A 14676-nucleotide genomic window follows, 5' to 3' on the forward strand; every position below is an offset into this window, starting at 1 on the left:
GTGTTTCCGCCGGGGCTGATCGCGCGGCGGGGCCATCATGGCGCCGCCATCGGCATATTCCCGCCCGCAGATCCGGTGCGGTGGCCCGCCTTGGGCCGCATCTCCCACGGGGACCAGGGGATTCTACGGCCCGGCGCCGCGCCGAATTTGCAAAAATCGGGATGATTTGCAGAAGAATTTGCAGCCGAGGACGGTTTGCAAAGTTTTCTGCGCCGAACTTCGCAAAAAATAGCAAATCTCTGCGTCCATCTGTCCCTGTGCGCGGTAACAGGCTTGCCCGCCGGCCGCCCCGAGTCCTATCAAATTGTGCACCGACGTGGAGACGGCGCTAGGAGGAGGCACCATGGGCTACAAGGACATCTATGACCGCTGGGCATCGGATCCCGAGGGATTCTGGATGCAGGCCGCCGAGGCGATCGACTGGGACAAGGCCCCGTCCAAGGCGCTCTTCGACAAGGGCGAAGGCATGTTCGAATGGTTCGCCGACGGGATGACCAACACCTGCTGGAACGCCGTCGACCGCCATGTCGAGAACGGACGGGGCGAGCAGGTGGCGATCATCTGGGACAGTCCGATCACCCACACCAAGCGCGAGATCACCTACGTCGAGCTGCGCAACCGCGTTGCCACGCTGGCCGGCGCGCTGCGCGCCAAGGGCGTCGAGAAGGGCGATCGCGTCATCATCTACATGCCGATGATCCCCGAGGCGCTCGAGGCCATGCTCGCCTGCGCCCGGCTCGGCGCGATCCATTCGGTGGTCTTCGGCGGCTTTGCCGCGCATGAACTGGCGGTGCGGATCGACGACGCCAAGCCTAAGTGCATCATCGCCGCCTCCTGCGGGCTCGAGCCGAACCGCGTGGTGCATTACAAGCCGCTGCTCGATGGCGCGATCGACCAAGCCACCCACAAGCCCGACTTCTGCGTCATCTTCCAGCGCGAGCAGGAGGTGGCAACGCTGACCGAGGGCCGCGACGTGAACTGGCACGGCTTCCAGTACGGCGTGGAGCCCGCCGAATGCGTCCCGGTCGAGGGCAACCACCCGGCCTATATCCTCTATACCTCCGGCACCACCGGCCAGCCGAAGGGCGTCGTGCGCCACACCGGCGGGCATCTCGTGGCGCTGAACTGGACGATGAAGAACATCTACAACGTCGAGCCCGGCGACCGCTTCTGGGCCGCCTCGGACGTCGGTTGGGTCGTCGGTCACAGCTACATCTGCTACGCGCCGCTGATCCATGGCAACACCACCGTCGTCTTCGAGGGCAAGCCCATCGGCACTCCCGACGCGGGCACCTTCTGGCGGGTGATCTCGGAGCACAAGGTGAAGAGCTTCTTCACCGCGCCGACCGCGTTCAGGGCTGTGAAACGCGAGGATCCGAAGGGTGAATTTGTTAAGAAGTACGACCTCAGCTGCCTGAACGCCGTCTACCTCGCCGGCGAGCGCGCCGACCCGGACACCATCCAATGGGCGCAGCAGCAGCTCAACGTGCCGGTGATCGACCACTGGTGGCAGACCGAGACCGGCTTTGCCATCGCCGCCAACCCGCTGGGGATCGAGGAGCTGCCGGTCAAGCTGGGCTCGCCCTCGGTGCCCATGCCGGGCTACGACGTGCGCATCCTCGACGAGGGCGGTCACGAGGTGAAGGACGGCGAGCTGGGCGCCATTGCCATCAAGCTGCCGCTGCCGCCGGGCACGCTGCCGACGCTGTGGAATGCCGAGGAGCGCTTCAAGTCGGCCTATCTCACCCATTTCCCCGGCTACTACGAGACCGGCGACGCGGGCATGAAGGACGAGGACGGCTATCTCTACATCATGTCCCGCACCGACGACGTGATCAATGTCGCGGGGCACCGGCTCTCGACCGGCGCGATGGAGGAAGTGCTCTCGAACCATCCCGATGTCGCCGAATGCGCGGTGATCGGCGTCACCGACCCGCTCAAGGGCCAGCTGCCCATGGGCTTCCTCTGCCTGAACTCCGGCTGCGACCGGCCGCATGACGAGGTGGTCAAGGAGGCGGTGAAGCTCGTGCGCGACCAGATCGGCCCGGTGGCGGCCTTCAAGCTCTGCACCGTGGTCGACCGGCTGCCGAAGACCCGCTCTGGCAAAATCCTGCGCGCCACCATGGTCAAGATCGCCGATGGCGCCGAGTTTAAGACCCCCGCGACGATCGACGATCCCGCCATCCTCGGCGAGATCCGCGAGGCGGTCGCGCCGCTCGGATACGCCAAGGAGCCCGCCTGACGCGGCGGGCCCTTGCGGCGTCGCACGTCCTGCCTCGGGAGGGGCAGGGCGCGTTTAACATCAGGGCGACCGACACAGCGGCGGTGCGGCTCAGCCGTGGCTCATTGCCGAGCCATGCGCATGGCTCCCGCCCGAGTGATGGTCATGATGGTGGTCATGCGCCCCGGCGTGGCCTTCGCCGTGGTCGGTCATCCGCGGGTCCATCATGCCCTCCTTCACGCCGAACTTCAGCAGCAGCAGGTTCACCGGGTAGGCGGCGAACAGACCGCAGCTCAGTGAGACGATCATCGACGACCAGAAAAGCACGTCTCCCATGCCGGCATTCCCCGCCAGCGAGAGGTCGACGCCGATGGCGACGATCTCCATGACCGCGATCGAGGGGCTTTCCGCCAGGAACGTGTCCTTCAGCGCCTTGCGCAGCGGCATGCCGTCTTGCACCAGCGGGCCAAGCGTCAGCAGGAAGCCGATCACATAGGCAAAGGCAAAAGTGGTCAGCGCGGTGCCGAGGTTGCCGAAGCGCAGCAGCCCGACGGCGAGCGTCACGCCGACGATCTCGCCGAGGCCGCAGCCCGAGTAGCAATGCGCCACCGAGCGGAAGCCGCGCCGCCAGAGGCTGTCGGTCGCGATCTCCTTGCGGCCGCAGGTCCAGTAGACGGCGAGGCCGATGGGACCGGAGTAGAGCACGGTCAGCCCCCAGACGAGTTTCATCAGGCTCATCAAGTGCGCGTTGTTCCGTTTCAGGTCGCGGATCAGTACGATCTCTGACGGGATCATCAGCGCGAGCCAGACGACGAGGAACCAGGCGGACGAGAAGATTGTGGTCAGCATGCGGGCCTCCTTGCAAAAGGCCAACCCGTCGCGGCGCGGCAGGGTTCCGACCGGTCAGTCGACGTTCGGCAGCAGCACCCCCACGGCAAGCTCCGGCTCGCTGCCGCCGCCCTGCGCCTTGCGGTATTCGGCGGGGGTGATGCCGCGCTCGGCCTTGAGCGTGCGCGACAGGTGCGGCCCGTCGCAGAAGCCGCAGGCCAGCGCCACCTCGGTGACCGAGGCATCGGTGCTGCGCAGCCGGATCAGCGCGCGCTCGAGCCGCAGCTCGGTGTAGGCCTTGAGCGGCGTCTGGCGCAGGTCCGCGAGGAAACGCCGCTCCAGCGTGCGCCGCCCCACGCCCAGTTCGCGGGCGATCTCGTCGATGGGCTTGGGCATCTCGATGTGCTGCTGCATGCGCAGCACCGCGCGCTTCACCAGCTCGTCGCTGGCGCGGCGGGTGAGCGCCTGCCCGGGCTGCGCCTTCTCGCCGCTCATCGCCTCGTCGATCATCATGATGTTGAGGCTCTTGATCGCCGCCGACTGGCCGATATGGCGCTGCACGAGAAAGGCCGCGAGATGCGCCGCGCCATGCCCGCCCGAACAGGTCAGCCGATCGCGGTCGACCACGAAGATCTGGTCCGACACGGGGGTCTCCGCCTCGAACCGGTCGACGAAGTCCTGATGGTGGAACCAGCTCACGCAGCAGCGGTAGCCCTTGAGCAGCCCCAGTTCCTGCAGGATGAACACGCCGGTGCAGAGCCCGACCACCGGCACCCCCGCCGCCGCCTGCCGCCGGAGGAAGGCCAACTCGGCGGGGCTCAGCGCCACCTCGTCGCTGATCAGCCCGCCGACCACCACGAGGTAGTCGTAGCTGCCCGCGTTGCGCAGCCGCGTGTCGGGCTGCACCCGCACGCCGCAGCTCGAGCGGACCGGGCCGAGCGTGTCCGACAGCACGGTCCACTCGCAGAGGATCGGTCGGGACATGTCGGCCTCGTCGGCAGCGAGGCGCAGCACGTCGACGAAATTGGCAAAGGCCGAGAGGGTGAACCGCCCGGCAAGAAGAAAGGCGACACGCAGGCGCTTGTTGGGCTGAACAGGGGGCATGGCGGAAATCTTCATGGTTTGGCGGAAATGTACAGGAGTGAAGCGGATGGCGGAAGGGGCATAAGGCGCTGCGCAAACCGGGCGCGCATCTGCCGGTGGGTCGGCGCCGCAACGAGCGAGGTCTGCACTTTGTCCCGCCAAATCCCGACCAAGTCTTAGCTTCCTGCGAACGCCGCGCATTGGTGAGACTGCGCCGATCCGTCGGGGCGGCATCGTGCATCGGGCTTGGTCCGATGGCGCCACGTTGAGCAACGGCTCGTCCGGTGGATTGGGCTTGAGGCCGGGCGAGGACGCGCTGGGTCAGAAAACTGTCACATGACGCTTCAGTTCATTTTCGGTGGCGCATTTCTTCACATCGGCCACCTGCGGATGATTTAGCAGGGAGTCACGCACTCCCACCACAGCCGGGGCACGCCCATGACGCGGTTCAACGCCTTCACCCTTCTCAAGAACGCCGTCACCGGTCACAAGGACTGGACCGAGCAATGGCCGGACAGCCAGCCGAAAGCCGAGTATGACGTGGTCATCGTCGGCGCGGGCGGCCATGGCCTCGGCGCGGCCTACTACCTCGCCACCCAGCACGGGATCACCAATATCGCGGTGATCGACAAGGGCTGGCTCGGCGGCGGCAACACCGGGCGCAACACCACGATCATTCGCTCCAACTACCTCTACGACGAGAGCGCGCGGCTGTTCGATCACTCGGTCGACCTGTGGCAGAATCTCAGCCAGGAGCTGAACTACAACGTCATGTACTCCAACCGTGGCTGCCTGATGCTGGCGCACAACGTGCATGACGTGCAGAGCTTCAAGCGCCACGTCCATGCCAACCGTCTCAACGGCGTCGACAACCGCTGGCTGACGCCGGAGGAGTGCAAAGAGTACTGCCCGCCGATCAATATCGCCAAGGACGCGCGCTACCCGGTCATGGGCGGTGCGCTGCAGGAGCGCGCGGGCACGGCGCGGCACGACGCGGTGGCCTGGGGCTATGCCCGCGGCGCGGCGGCGCGCGGCGTCGACATCATCCAGAACTGCGCCGTGACCGCGATCCGCCGCAACCCCGACGGCTCGGTTGCCGGCGTCGACACCGAGAAGGGCTTCATCAAGGCGGGGAAGGTCGCGGTTTCGGCCTCGGGCCACAACACCCAGGTCATGGCCACCGCCGATGTGCGGCTGCCGCTGGAGAGCATGCCGCTGCAGGCGCTGGTGTCGGAGCCGGTGAAGCCGATCTTCCCCTGCGTGGTTATGTCGAACGCCGTGCACGCCTATTGCAGCCAGTCCGACAAGGGCGAGCTGGTGATCGGTTCGGGCACCGACCAATACGTCAGCTACAGCCAGCGCGGCGGCCTGCCGCTGATCGAGCACACGGTCGCGGCGATCTCCGAGGTCTTCCCGATCTTCAACCGCATGCGGATGCTGCGCAAATGGGCGGGGATCACCGACAACACCCCGGACCGCTCGCCGATAATCGGCAAGACCCCGGTGAAGAACCTCTACGTCAACTGCGGCTGGGGGACGGGCGGCTTCAAGGCCACCCCGGGCTCGGCGCATGTCTTCGCCTGGACCATCGCCAAGGACGAGCCGCACCCGATCAACGCCCCCTTCACGCTCGACCGGTTCCGCACCGGCCGCCTGATCGACGAAGCGGCAGCCGCCGCGGTCGCGCACTGACATGCGCGCCATAATGACTGCCCACTAAGGACGACGACCATGCTTCTGATCCATTGCCCCTATTGCGAAGAGACGCTGCCCGAGGTCGAGTTCACCTATGCCGGTGAAGCCCATATCGCGCGTCCGGAAAATCCCGCCGAGATGAGCGACGAGGACTGGCAGCAGTTCCTCTTCATGCGCGACAACGTCAAGGGCGACCACTTCGAACGCTGGCGCCACCTGCATGGTTGCGGCCGCTTCTTCAACGCGGTGCGCAACACCATCACCGACAAGTTCCTCACCACCTACGAGGCGGGCGCCCCGCGTCCCGACCTTGCCGCACTCAAGTCCAGCGTCTCGGAGGGCCAGAAATGAGCAGCTATCGCGTTTCCGGCAAGGGTCGCGTCAACCAGACCCGCCCGGTGAACTTCACCTTCGACGGCAAGACCTATCAGGGCTTCGAGGGCGACACCGTCGCCTCGGCTCTGCTGGCAAGCGGTGTGCATCTGATGGGCCGCTCGTTCAAGTACCACCGCCCGCGCGGGCCGGTGGCGGCGGGCTCGGAAGAGCCCAACGCGCTGATCGGCACCCGCCGCGGCCCGGGCCGCTTCGAGCCAAACACCCGCGCCACGGTGCAGGAGATCTGGGGAGGGCTCGAGACCACGTCGCAGAACAAGTTCCCGAGCCTCAAGTTCGACGTCGGCGCGGTGAACGACGGCGCCTACATGCTGTTCTCGGCCGGTTTCTACTACAAGACGTTCATGTGGCCGCGCAGCTTCTGGGACAAGGTTTACGAGCCCTTCATCCGCGCCGCCGCCGGTCTGGGTGTCAGCCCGACCGAGGAGGATCCGGACAGCTACGCCTCGCGCAACCTGCATTGCGACGTGCTGATCGTCGGCGCGGGCCCCTCGGGCCTCGCCGCGGCGCGCGTGGCGGCGGAGGCGGGCCTCAAGGTCGTGCTGGTCGACGAGAACCCGGAGGTGGGCGGCACGCTGCTGTCGGAGCCGCAGGCGCAGATCGACGGCGCCGCGGCCTGGGATTGGGTCGCCGCCGAGCTGGCCGCGCTCAAGGCCGCGGGCGTCAAGGTCATGACCCGCACCACCGCCATCGGCTATTACCACCAGAACCTCATCGGCCTCTGCGAGCGGCTGACCGACCATCTGCCCAATCTGCCCGCCGACACCCCGCGCGAGCGGCTGTGGCGGGTGCGCGCCAAGCAGGTCGTGCTGGCGCAGGGCGCGCTGGAAAAGCCGCTGGTGTTCCACGGCAACGACCGCCCCGGCGTCATGCTGGCGGGCTCGGCGCAGACCTACCTGAACCGCTACGGCGTGCTGGTCGGGCAGCGCCCCGTCGTGCTGACCTCGCATGACAGCGCCTGGTACGCCGCCTTTGATCTCGCCGATGCAGGCGCCAAGGTGCAGGCCATCGCCGACACCCGGGCCAGCGTTGACGAGGCGCTGCTGGCCGGGGCCCGCGCGCGCGGCATCCCGGTCAAGCTCGGCCGCACTGCCACCGCCACCAAGGGCCGCCTGCGGGTCAGCTCCATCCGCATCAACCCGGTCTCCGGCAGCACTGTCGGGTCGGGCGAGGACATCGCCTGCGACGCGGTGCTGATGTCGGGCGGCTGGACCCCCTCGCTGCACCTCTTCTCGCACACCAAGGGCACGCTGGCCTGGGACGACGACCGCACCACCTTCCTGCCCGAGCGCACCCCCGAGGATTGCGTCATCGCGGGCGCGAGCCGCGGTCTCTGGGGCCTCGAGGCGGTGCTCAACGACGGCGCCGAGAAGGGCCGCGAGGTCGTGGCCGCACTCGGCAAGTCTGCCGGAGCCGACGCATATGAAGTCGCGCAGGACCGTCCCGGCACCGGCGTGTCGCACAAGGAGCTGCCGACCGACCTGTCGGCCGGCAAGGCCAAGGCCTTCGTCGACTACCAGAACGACGTGACCGCCAAGGACCTGCGCCTTGCGGTGCGCGAGGGCATGCGCTCGATCGAGCACGTCAAGCGCTACACCACCAACGGCATGGCCACCGACCAGGGCAAGATGTCCAATATCAACGGCCTCAACATCGCCTCGGATGCGCTTGGAAAGAAACAGCCCCAGGTCGGTCTGACCACCTTCCGCCCGCCCTATACGCCGACCAGCTTCGGCGCCTTCGCGGGCTACCACCGCGGCAGCCACTTCGAGGTGACCCGCAAGACCCAGATCGACCTCTGGGCCGAGGAGAAGGGCGCGGTCTTCGAGCCGGTCAGCCAGTGGCGCCGGGCCTGGTACTTCCCGCAGACGGGCGAGGACATGGAGGCCGCCGTTTCCCGCGAGTGCAAGGCGACCCGCGCCAGCGTCGGCATCTTCGATGCCTCGACGCTGGGCAAGATCGAGGTCGTCGGCCCCGATGCGGTCGAGTTCATGAACCGCATGTACACCAACCCCTGGACCAAGCTCGCCCCGGGCCGCTGCCGCTATGGCCTGCTCTGCGGCGACGACGGCTTCATCCGCGACGACGGTGTCATCGGCCGCATGAGCGACGACACGTTCCACGTCACCACCACCACCGGTGGCGCGGCGCGGGTTCTGAACATGATGGAGGACTACCTGCAGACCGAGTGGCCCGAGCTCAACGTCTGGCTGACCTCGACCACGGAGCAATGGTCGACCATCGCGCTCAACGGCCCGAACGCCGCCAAGCTGCTCGCCCCCTTCGTCGAAGGGGTGGAGCTGACCGAGGAGACCTTCCCGCACATGTCCTGCGTGGAATGCACCGTCGCGGGCATGCCCGCGCGGCTGTTCCGGGTCAGCTTCACCGGCGAGATCGGCTTCGAGGTCAACGTGCCCGCCCCCATGGGCCGCAAGCTCTGGGAGACCCTCTGGGAAGCCGGGCAGCAGTACGACATCTGCGCCTATGGCACAGAGACCATGCACGTTCTGCGCGCCGAGAAGGGCTACATCATCGTCGGCCAGGACACCGACGGCACCGTCACGCCCTATGACGCGGGCATGGGCTGGGCCGTGGGCAAGAAGAAGCCCGACTTCGTCGGCATGCGCGGCCTCGCGCGGCCCGACCTGGTGGCATCCGGCCGCAAGCAGCTTGTCGGCCTGCTGACCGAGGATGGCAGCAAGCTGGAGGAGGGGGCGCAGATCGTCTTCGACCCCAAGCAGGCGATCCCGATGACCATGGTCGGACATGTGACCTCCTCCTACCACTCCGACGCGGCGGGCCGTCCCATCGCGCTGGCGCTGGTGCAGGGCGGGCACGACCGGATGGGCGAGACGGTGCACATCCCGATGCCGGACCGCACCATCGCCGCCAAGATCACCTCGACGGTCTTCGTCGATCCCGAAAACGCCCGCCTGAAGATCTGAGGAGGCCTTGATGAACGCTCCGCTTTCCGCCTTCCCACCCGCCACGCTGGCCGAGACCTCGGCCGCCAAGGTGAGCTCGATCCTGCCCAAGGTGCGCTTCTCGCTGCGCGCCCGGGGCGATCTCGCGCCGCTCGATCAGGCGCTCGGCGTCGCGCTGCCGCGCAGGATCGGCGAGACCGTGAAGGGGGCCGTCGAGGTGGCCTGCCTCGGTCCCGACGAATGGCTGGTGCTGGCCTCCGAGGCCGCGCCCGTCGCCCAGGCCTGCGCCGGGGTCTACGCGACCCTGCCGCACAGCCTGGTGGAGATCTCGGCCCGCGAGGTGACCTTCGTCATCGACGGCCCGCGCGCGTCTGAGCTGATGACCATCGGCTGCGCCCGCGACATCGACGCGATCGCGGTTGGCTCGGCCCGCCGCACCCTCTTCGACGGCGCCACCGTTACGCTGTGGCGCGATGCCGAGGACCGCTTCCGCATGGACGTGTGGAACAGCTTTGCCCCGCACCTGCTGCACCTGCTGCAGGTCGGCGCACGTGAACTTGCAGCGGAAAGTGTCTGACACATGGGCGTTTTGACGGATATTAAGGCGCCCGCAGCGCCGATCGCGAACGAGGGGTCCCAGACCATGTCCTACCTTCTGACCGTGTCCTGCCCGGTGCGCACCGGCATCGTCGCGGCGATCTCGGGATACCTTGCCGAACAGGGCTGCAACATCCACGACAGCGCGCAGTTCTCGGACCTCGCCAATGACCGCTTCTTCATGCGCCTGAGCTTCCGCTCGGAGCAGGGCCAGAGCCTCGAGGCGCTGGAGGCGGGCTTTGCGGGGATCGCGGACGAGATGGAAATGGACTTCGCCTTCCATGACCCCAGCCGCAAGACCAAGGTCGCGATCATGGTGAGCCGCTTCGGGCACTGCCTGAACGACCTGCTCTACCGTTCGCGCATCGGCGCGCTGCCAGTGGAGATCGTCGCGGTCATCTCCAACCACCTCGACTACCAGAAGGTCGTGGTCAACCACGACATTCCCTACTACTGCGTCAAGGTCACCAAGGAGAACAAGCCCGAAGCCGAGGCCGAGCAGATGCGCATCCTGCGCGACAGCGGCGCCGAGTTGGTGGTGCTGGCCCGCTACATGCAGGTGCTGAGCGACGAGATGTGCACCGAGATGTCGGGGCGGATCATCAACATCCACCACTCCTTCCTGCCGAGCTTCAAGGGCGCCAACCCCTACAAGCAGGCCTATGAGCGCGGGGTGATGCTGATCGGGGCGACGGCGCATTACGTGACCGCCGATCTCGACGAAGGGCCGATCATCGAACAGGACGTCATCCGCGTGACCCATGCGCAGAGCGCCTCGGACTACGTCTCGCTGGGCCGCGACGTCGAGAGCCAGGTGCTGGCGCGGGCGATTCACGCGCATATCCATCGCCGGGTTTTCCTGAACGGAAACAAGACGGTCGTCTTCCCGGCGAGCCCAGGCGAATACGCCTCGGAGCGCATGGGCTGACACCAGCGCCGACGACATTGCAAAAGGCCCGCCGCGACATCCACGGCGGGCCTTCGCTTTGCGTGGCGCGGCGGGCAGGGCGCCCGCCGATCGCGGCTTACCAGGAGGTCAGCACGGTGCCGTGGTACTTCTCTTCGATGAAGGCCTTGATCTCGGGGCTGTGGTAGGCGTCGATCAGCGGCTGCACCCAGGGCTGTTCCTCGTCACCCTGACGCACGACGATGATGTTCACGTAGGGGTTGTCGGCGCTTTCCATGGCGATCGAATCTTCCTTCGGATTCAGGCCCGAGGCGATCGCGTAGTTGGTGTTGATCAGCGCCGCGTCGAGGTCGGCCAGCGAGCGCGGCAGCTGCGCCGCGTCAAGCTCCTGGAAGCGCATGTCCTTGGGGTTCTCGACCACGTCGAGCACGGTCGGCACGAGGCCGGTGCCCTCGGCGAGCTTGACCAGGCCGAGCTGCTGCAGCACCAGAAGGGCGCGGCCGCCGTTGGTCGGATCGTTCGGGATGCCCATGGTGCCGCCCTCGGGGAAGTCGTCCATCGAGGTGACTTTGTCCGAGTAGACGCCCATCGGGGTGGTGATGGTGGTCGCGATCGGCGCCAGCTCGAAGCCGCGGTCCTTCATCTGGTTGTCGAGGTAGGGCTCGTGCTGGAACGAGTTCGCCTCGATGTCGCCATCGGCCAGCGCCTGGTTCGGCACCACGTAGTCGGAGAATTCGACCACGTCGATGTTCAGGCCCATGGGCGCGGCGATCTTCGCCACTTCTTCCATGATCTCGGCGTGCTCGCCGGGCGAGACACCGACCTTGATGTCTTCGGCCATTGCGGTGCCGGCCATCAGGGCCAGGGCGGAGACGAGGGGGATCATACGCTTCATGGGAATTCTCCTTCCATCTGCGTTTTTATTATCGGGTCAGCGGCCGCGATTGCGCGGCGCGCGCTTGTCGACCAGCCGCGCCAGTCCCTCGCCGAGGGACTGCACGAGCTGGACCAGCACGATGAGGATGACGACCACCGCCAGCATCACCTCGGGCATGAAGCGCTGGTAGCCGTAGCGGATACCAAGATCGCCAAGGCCCTCGCCACCGACCGCGCCGACCATGGCCGAGTAGCCGATCAGGCTGACCAGGGCGAGCGTGAGGCCGAGGGTGATGCCGGGCAGCGCCTCGGGGATCAGGACCTTGCGGATGATCTGCAGCGGCGTGGCGCCCATGGCGCGGGCGGCCTCGATCAGCCCGCTGTCGACCTCGCGGATGGCGTTCTCCACCAGACGCGCGATGAAGGGCACGGCGGCGATGGTCAGCGGTACGATGGCGGCGCTGGTGCCAATCGAGGTGCCGGCGATCAGCCGGGTGAAGGGGATGATGGCCACCACGAGGATGATGAAAGGCACCGAGCGCGTCGCGTTGACGATCAGGCCCAGCACCTTGTTCACCCAGGGCGAGGACAGCAGCTCGCCGCGTTGCGAGACGGCGAGGTAGACGCCGATGGGCAGACCGAAGAGCGTGCCGATCGCGCCCGAGATGGCGACCATGTAGAGGGTCTGAAGCGTGGCTTCGATCAGCAGGTTGATGAGGTTAGCCGACATAGCCCAGCACCTCCGTGAGCAGGTCGTGACGGTCGAGATAGGCGCGGGCCTCGGCACCGCGGTCGGCTTCCACCGAGACCAGCAGGTTGCCGAAGGGATGCGGGCCGATCTCCTCGATCGCCCCGGCAAGGATGTTCACCGGGATGCCGAGCTCCGATGTGAGCTTGGCGAGCATCGGGTCGGTGGCGTGTGTCCCGGCAAAGGTGATGCGGATCACCTCCTGGCTGTCGCCCTGCGGGCGCTCGGCCTGCAGCTTGCCGGCGATGAAGCTCGGCAGGGTGATGCCGGTGATGCCCGACAGGAACGAGCGGGTGGTCGGATGCTTGGGATCGGCGAAGACCTCGTAGGTCGATCCGGCCTCGACGATCTTGCCGCCGTCGATCACCGCGACGTGGCTGGCGATGTCGCGGACCACGGCCATCTCGTGGGTGATCAGCAGGATGGTCAGCCCGAGGTCGCGGTTGATGTCGGCCAGCAGCTTCAGCACGGTCTGCGTGGTCTCGGGGTCGAGCGCCGAGGTGGCCTCGTCCGACAGCAGCACCTTGGGCTGGGTGGCGAGTGCGCGGGCGATGCCGACTCGCTGCTTCTGCCCGCCCGAAAGCTCTGCCGGGTAGCGGTTGCTGAACTGCTCGAGCCCGACGCGGCCGATGAGGTCGTTGACCCGGCGCTTTATCTCGGCACCGGGCACGCCCGCGATCTCGAGCGGCAGGGCGACGTTGCCGTAGACCGTGCGCGAACTCAGCAGGTTGAAGTGCTGGAAGATCATCCCGACCTCGCGGCGGATGCGGCGCAGCTCGGCGGCATCGGCCCGGCCGACGTCATGCCCGGCCACGGTGACCGTGCCGGCGGTCGGCTGCTCGAGCCCGTTGACCATGCGCAGCAGCGTCGACTTGCCGGCGCCGGAACGTCCGATGATCCCGGTGATCGTGCCGGGGGCGACGTCGAGGTTTACATCCTCGAGCGCCATGACTTGACCGGAGCCCTTCTTTTCGAAGGACTTGCCCAGCTTGTCGAAGGTGATCGCGGCACCTGATGTCTGTACGTCGGCCATCCGAGTCTCTTGTTTCCGTCCGGCCTCCTCCCGCGGCGCGATAGACCGGATATGCGCCGCGGACGCAAGCCCTGCCGGGCGCTTGCAGGCGCAGGGGCGCTGTGCGGCAGAGTGTATCATGGGTGAGGGGCAGGAGGGTGTTCCGGCTTGTGGCGGTGAGCGTACGGGTTGTTCGCCGCGTGGCGGGGCGGGCCGGAGGATGTTCTTTTTGGTGCGGTGGCGCTGGCAGATGAGGGCTGCGCCCGAGCCTGGGTGGGCGCCTAGCACGGCTGGGACAGCGGGATTTATCTTGCGACCCCTTGCGCCACACGAGCCGGAGAGCGGCGTAGCCATTGCGCCCTCCCGGGGCGAGGGGCGGGCGCGGCCCGGGGCTGGTCGCCCCGAGCCAATAGGAGGCGGACGTGCCCCTATCCCTGGCTGCGTGCCGCCAGCCAGGCCCGCCAGTTCGCTTCGTTCCCGGCAAAGGCGTTGAGATCCACCGGCCCCCGCACCCCGGGCACCAGCCCGGTGCCGGTGTACTGCCAGAAACTCCAGCGCTCGTCGGGGTAACGCTCGGACGGGTGCGCGGTGACCGAGCGCAGCCAGAACTCGGTCCCGCGCAGGCTCCCGAGGTCGTTGCGGGCGTAGAAGTCCGGCGTGGTGTAGATCACCGGCGCGGTGCCGTAGTGACGCTCGACGATGCGGGAGAACTCGCGGATGCTGGCGCGCACCTCCGCCGCGGGCGGGCGGATGCGGCAGGTCGGCGAGAGGTGGTTCCACTCCATGTCGAGGATCGGCGGCAGGTCGCCGCGCCGTTTCGGGACATTGGCGATGAACCAGGCTGCCTGCTCGCGCGCCGGGCGGCAGAAGTAGTAGAAGTGATAGGCCCCCACCGGCACGCCCGCGGCCCGCGCACCCGCGGCGTTGCGGGCGAAGGCTGGGTCGATGTGATCGCCGCCCTCGGTGGCCTTGAGATAGCCGAAACGAATGCCGGCGTCGCGGGCCTCGTGCCAGTTGATCACACCCTGGTAGCGCGCCGCATCGAGCCCGTGCACCGGGTAGCGCTGCGGGCTGACCGCGCCCCAGTCGTGGGGCTTGGTGTCACCGAAGCGTCGGGGGATGCCGGAGGCGCGGTTCTCGCGAATGTAGAGCGCCTGGGTTTCGTTGGCGGAAAGGGTCGCGGTGCGTGGCGCCGAACTGCCGCAACCGCCGAGGGTTGCCGCGAGTGCGACGATCATCGCGCCCGCCCTGACCCATGGTCTGGGGGATGTCGTGATCATCTTCTTGTCCTGCTCTTGCCTGGGACAAGCGTAACGCGAAAAGTGATTCACGGCATCATGTAGTTGTGCAACCTCGGGTCATCCCCAAGTGGTGCAGCCGCGCCGCCGCGAG

General features: G+C 67.3%; 12 protein-coding genes. 6 read left to right on the forward strand and 6 right to left on the reverse strand.

The features are described from left to right. Positions 1-343 precede the first annotated feature (343 nt). Positions 344-2242, forward strand: coding sequence for a propionate-CoA ligase PrpE (gene prpE / locus LC039_RS22805; RefSeq protein WP_226628522.1), 1899 nt, complete (start codon positions 344-346; stop codon positions 2240-2242). 90 nt (positions 2243-2332) lie between these two features. Here the strand turns inward: prpE and LC039_RS22810 are convergent, their stop codons facing one another. After that, complete coding sequence (locus LC039_RS22810; protein WP_226628524.1) at positions 2333-3070, reverse strand: DUF4396 domain-containing protein; 738 nt, start codon at positions 3068-3070, stop codon at positions 2333-2335. 54 nt (positions 3071-3124) lie between these two features. Next, entirely contained in the window at positions 3125-4168 is a 1044-nt protein-coding gene (locus LC039_RS22815) for a GlxA family transcriptional regulator (protein WP_226628526.1), read from the reverse strand. 402 nt (positions 4169-4570) lie between these two features. Between LC039_RS22815 and LC039_RS22820 the strand changes: the two genes are divergently transcribed. The 5 genes from LC039_RS22820 to purU all read left to right on the forward strand — a co-directional run bounded on the left by LC039_RS22820 (position 4571) and on the right by purU (position 10669). After that, the gene (locus LC039_RS22820) at positions 4571-5824 is read left to right on the forward strand and encodes a sarcosine oxidase subunit beta family protein (RefSeq protein ID WP_226628528.1); all 1254 of its coding nucleotides are present in this window, start codon (positions 4571-4573) and stop codon (positions 5822-5824) included. Between the two features lie 39 nt (positions 5825-5863). Continuing rightward, entirely contained in the window at positions 5864-6178 is a 315-nt protein-coding gene (locus tag LC039_RS22825; RefSeq protein WP_226628529.1) for a sarcosine oxidase subunit delta, read from the forward strand. Next, complete coding sequence (locus LC039_RS22830) at positions 6175-9165, forward strand: sarcosine oxidase subunit alpha (protein WP_226628531.1); 2991 nt, start codon at positions 6175-6177, stop codon at positions 9163-9165. The genes LC039_RS22825 and LC039_RS22830 overlap by 4 nt, the downstream gene beginning before the upstream one ends. Before the next feature lie 10 nt (positions 9166-9175). Then, on the forward strand, positions 9176-9721 hold the full coding sequence (locus LC039_RS22835; protein ID WP_226628533.1) for a sarcosine oxidase subunit gamma: 546 nt from the start codon (positions 9176-9178) through the stop codon (positions 9719-9721). Between the two features lie 66 nt (positions 9722-9787). Beyond that, the gene (gene purU / locus LC039_RS22840; RefSeq protein ID WP_226628535.1) at positions 9788-10669 is read left to right on the forward strand and encodes a formyltetrahydrofolate deformylase; all 882 of its coding nucleotides are present in this window, start codon (positions 9788-9790) and stop codon (positions 10667-10669) included. A gap of 97 nt (positions 10670-10766) precedes the next feature. On the opposite strand, the gene LC039_RS22845 is transcribed toward purU, so the two are convergent. From LC039_RS22845 to LC039_RS22860, 4 genes are all read right to left on the reverse strand, one after another. Next, the gene (locus tag LC039_RS22845) at positions 10767-11543 is read right to left on the reverse strand and encodes a MetQ/NlpA family ABC transporter substrate-binding protein (RefSeq protein ID WP_226628537.1); all 777 of its coding nucleotides are present in this window, start codon (positions 11541-11543) and stop codon (positions 10767-10769) included. Between the two features lie 36 nt (positions 11544-11579). Beyond that, a complete protein-coding gene (locus tag LC039_RS22850; RefSeq protein ID WP_092420517.1) occupies positions 11580-12254 on the reverse strand; it encodes a methionine ABC transporter permease in 675 nt (224 codons plus the stop codon). After that, positions 12244-13305, reverse strand: a complete 1062-nt coding sequence (locus tag LC039_RS22855) for a methionine ABC transporter ATP-binding protein (RefSeq protein WP_226628539.1) — start codon at positions 13303-13305, stop codon at positions 12244-12246. The genes LC039_RS22850 and LC039_RS22855 overlap by 11 nt, the downstream gene beginning before the upstream one ends. A 407-nt stretch (positions 13306-13712) precedes the next feature. Next, positions 13713-14564 (reverse strand): glycoside hydrolase family 25 protein, encoded by an 852-nt coding sequence (locus LC039_RS22860; protein WP_226628541.1) that lies wholly within the window; start codon positions 14562-14564, stop codon positions 13713-13715. Between the last annotated feature and the right edge of the window lie 112 nt (positions 14565-14676).

The sequence above is a fragment of the Alloyangia pacifica genome (assembly GCF_020524285.1).
Lineage (GTDB): Bacteria > Pseudomonadota > Alphaproteobacteria > Rhodobacterales > Rhodobacteraceae > Salipiger > Salipiger pacificus_B.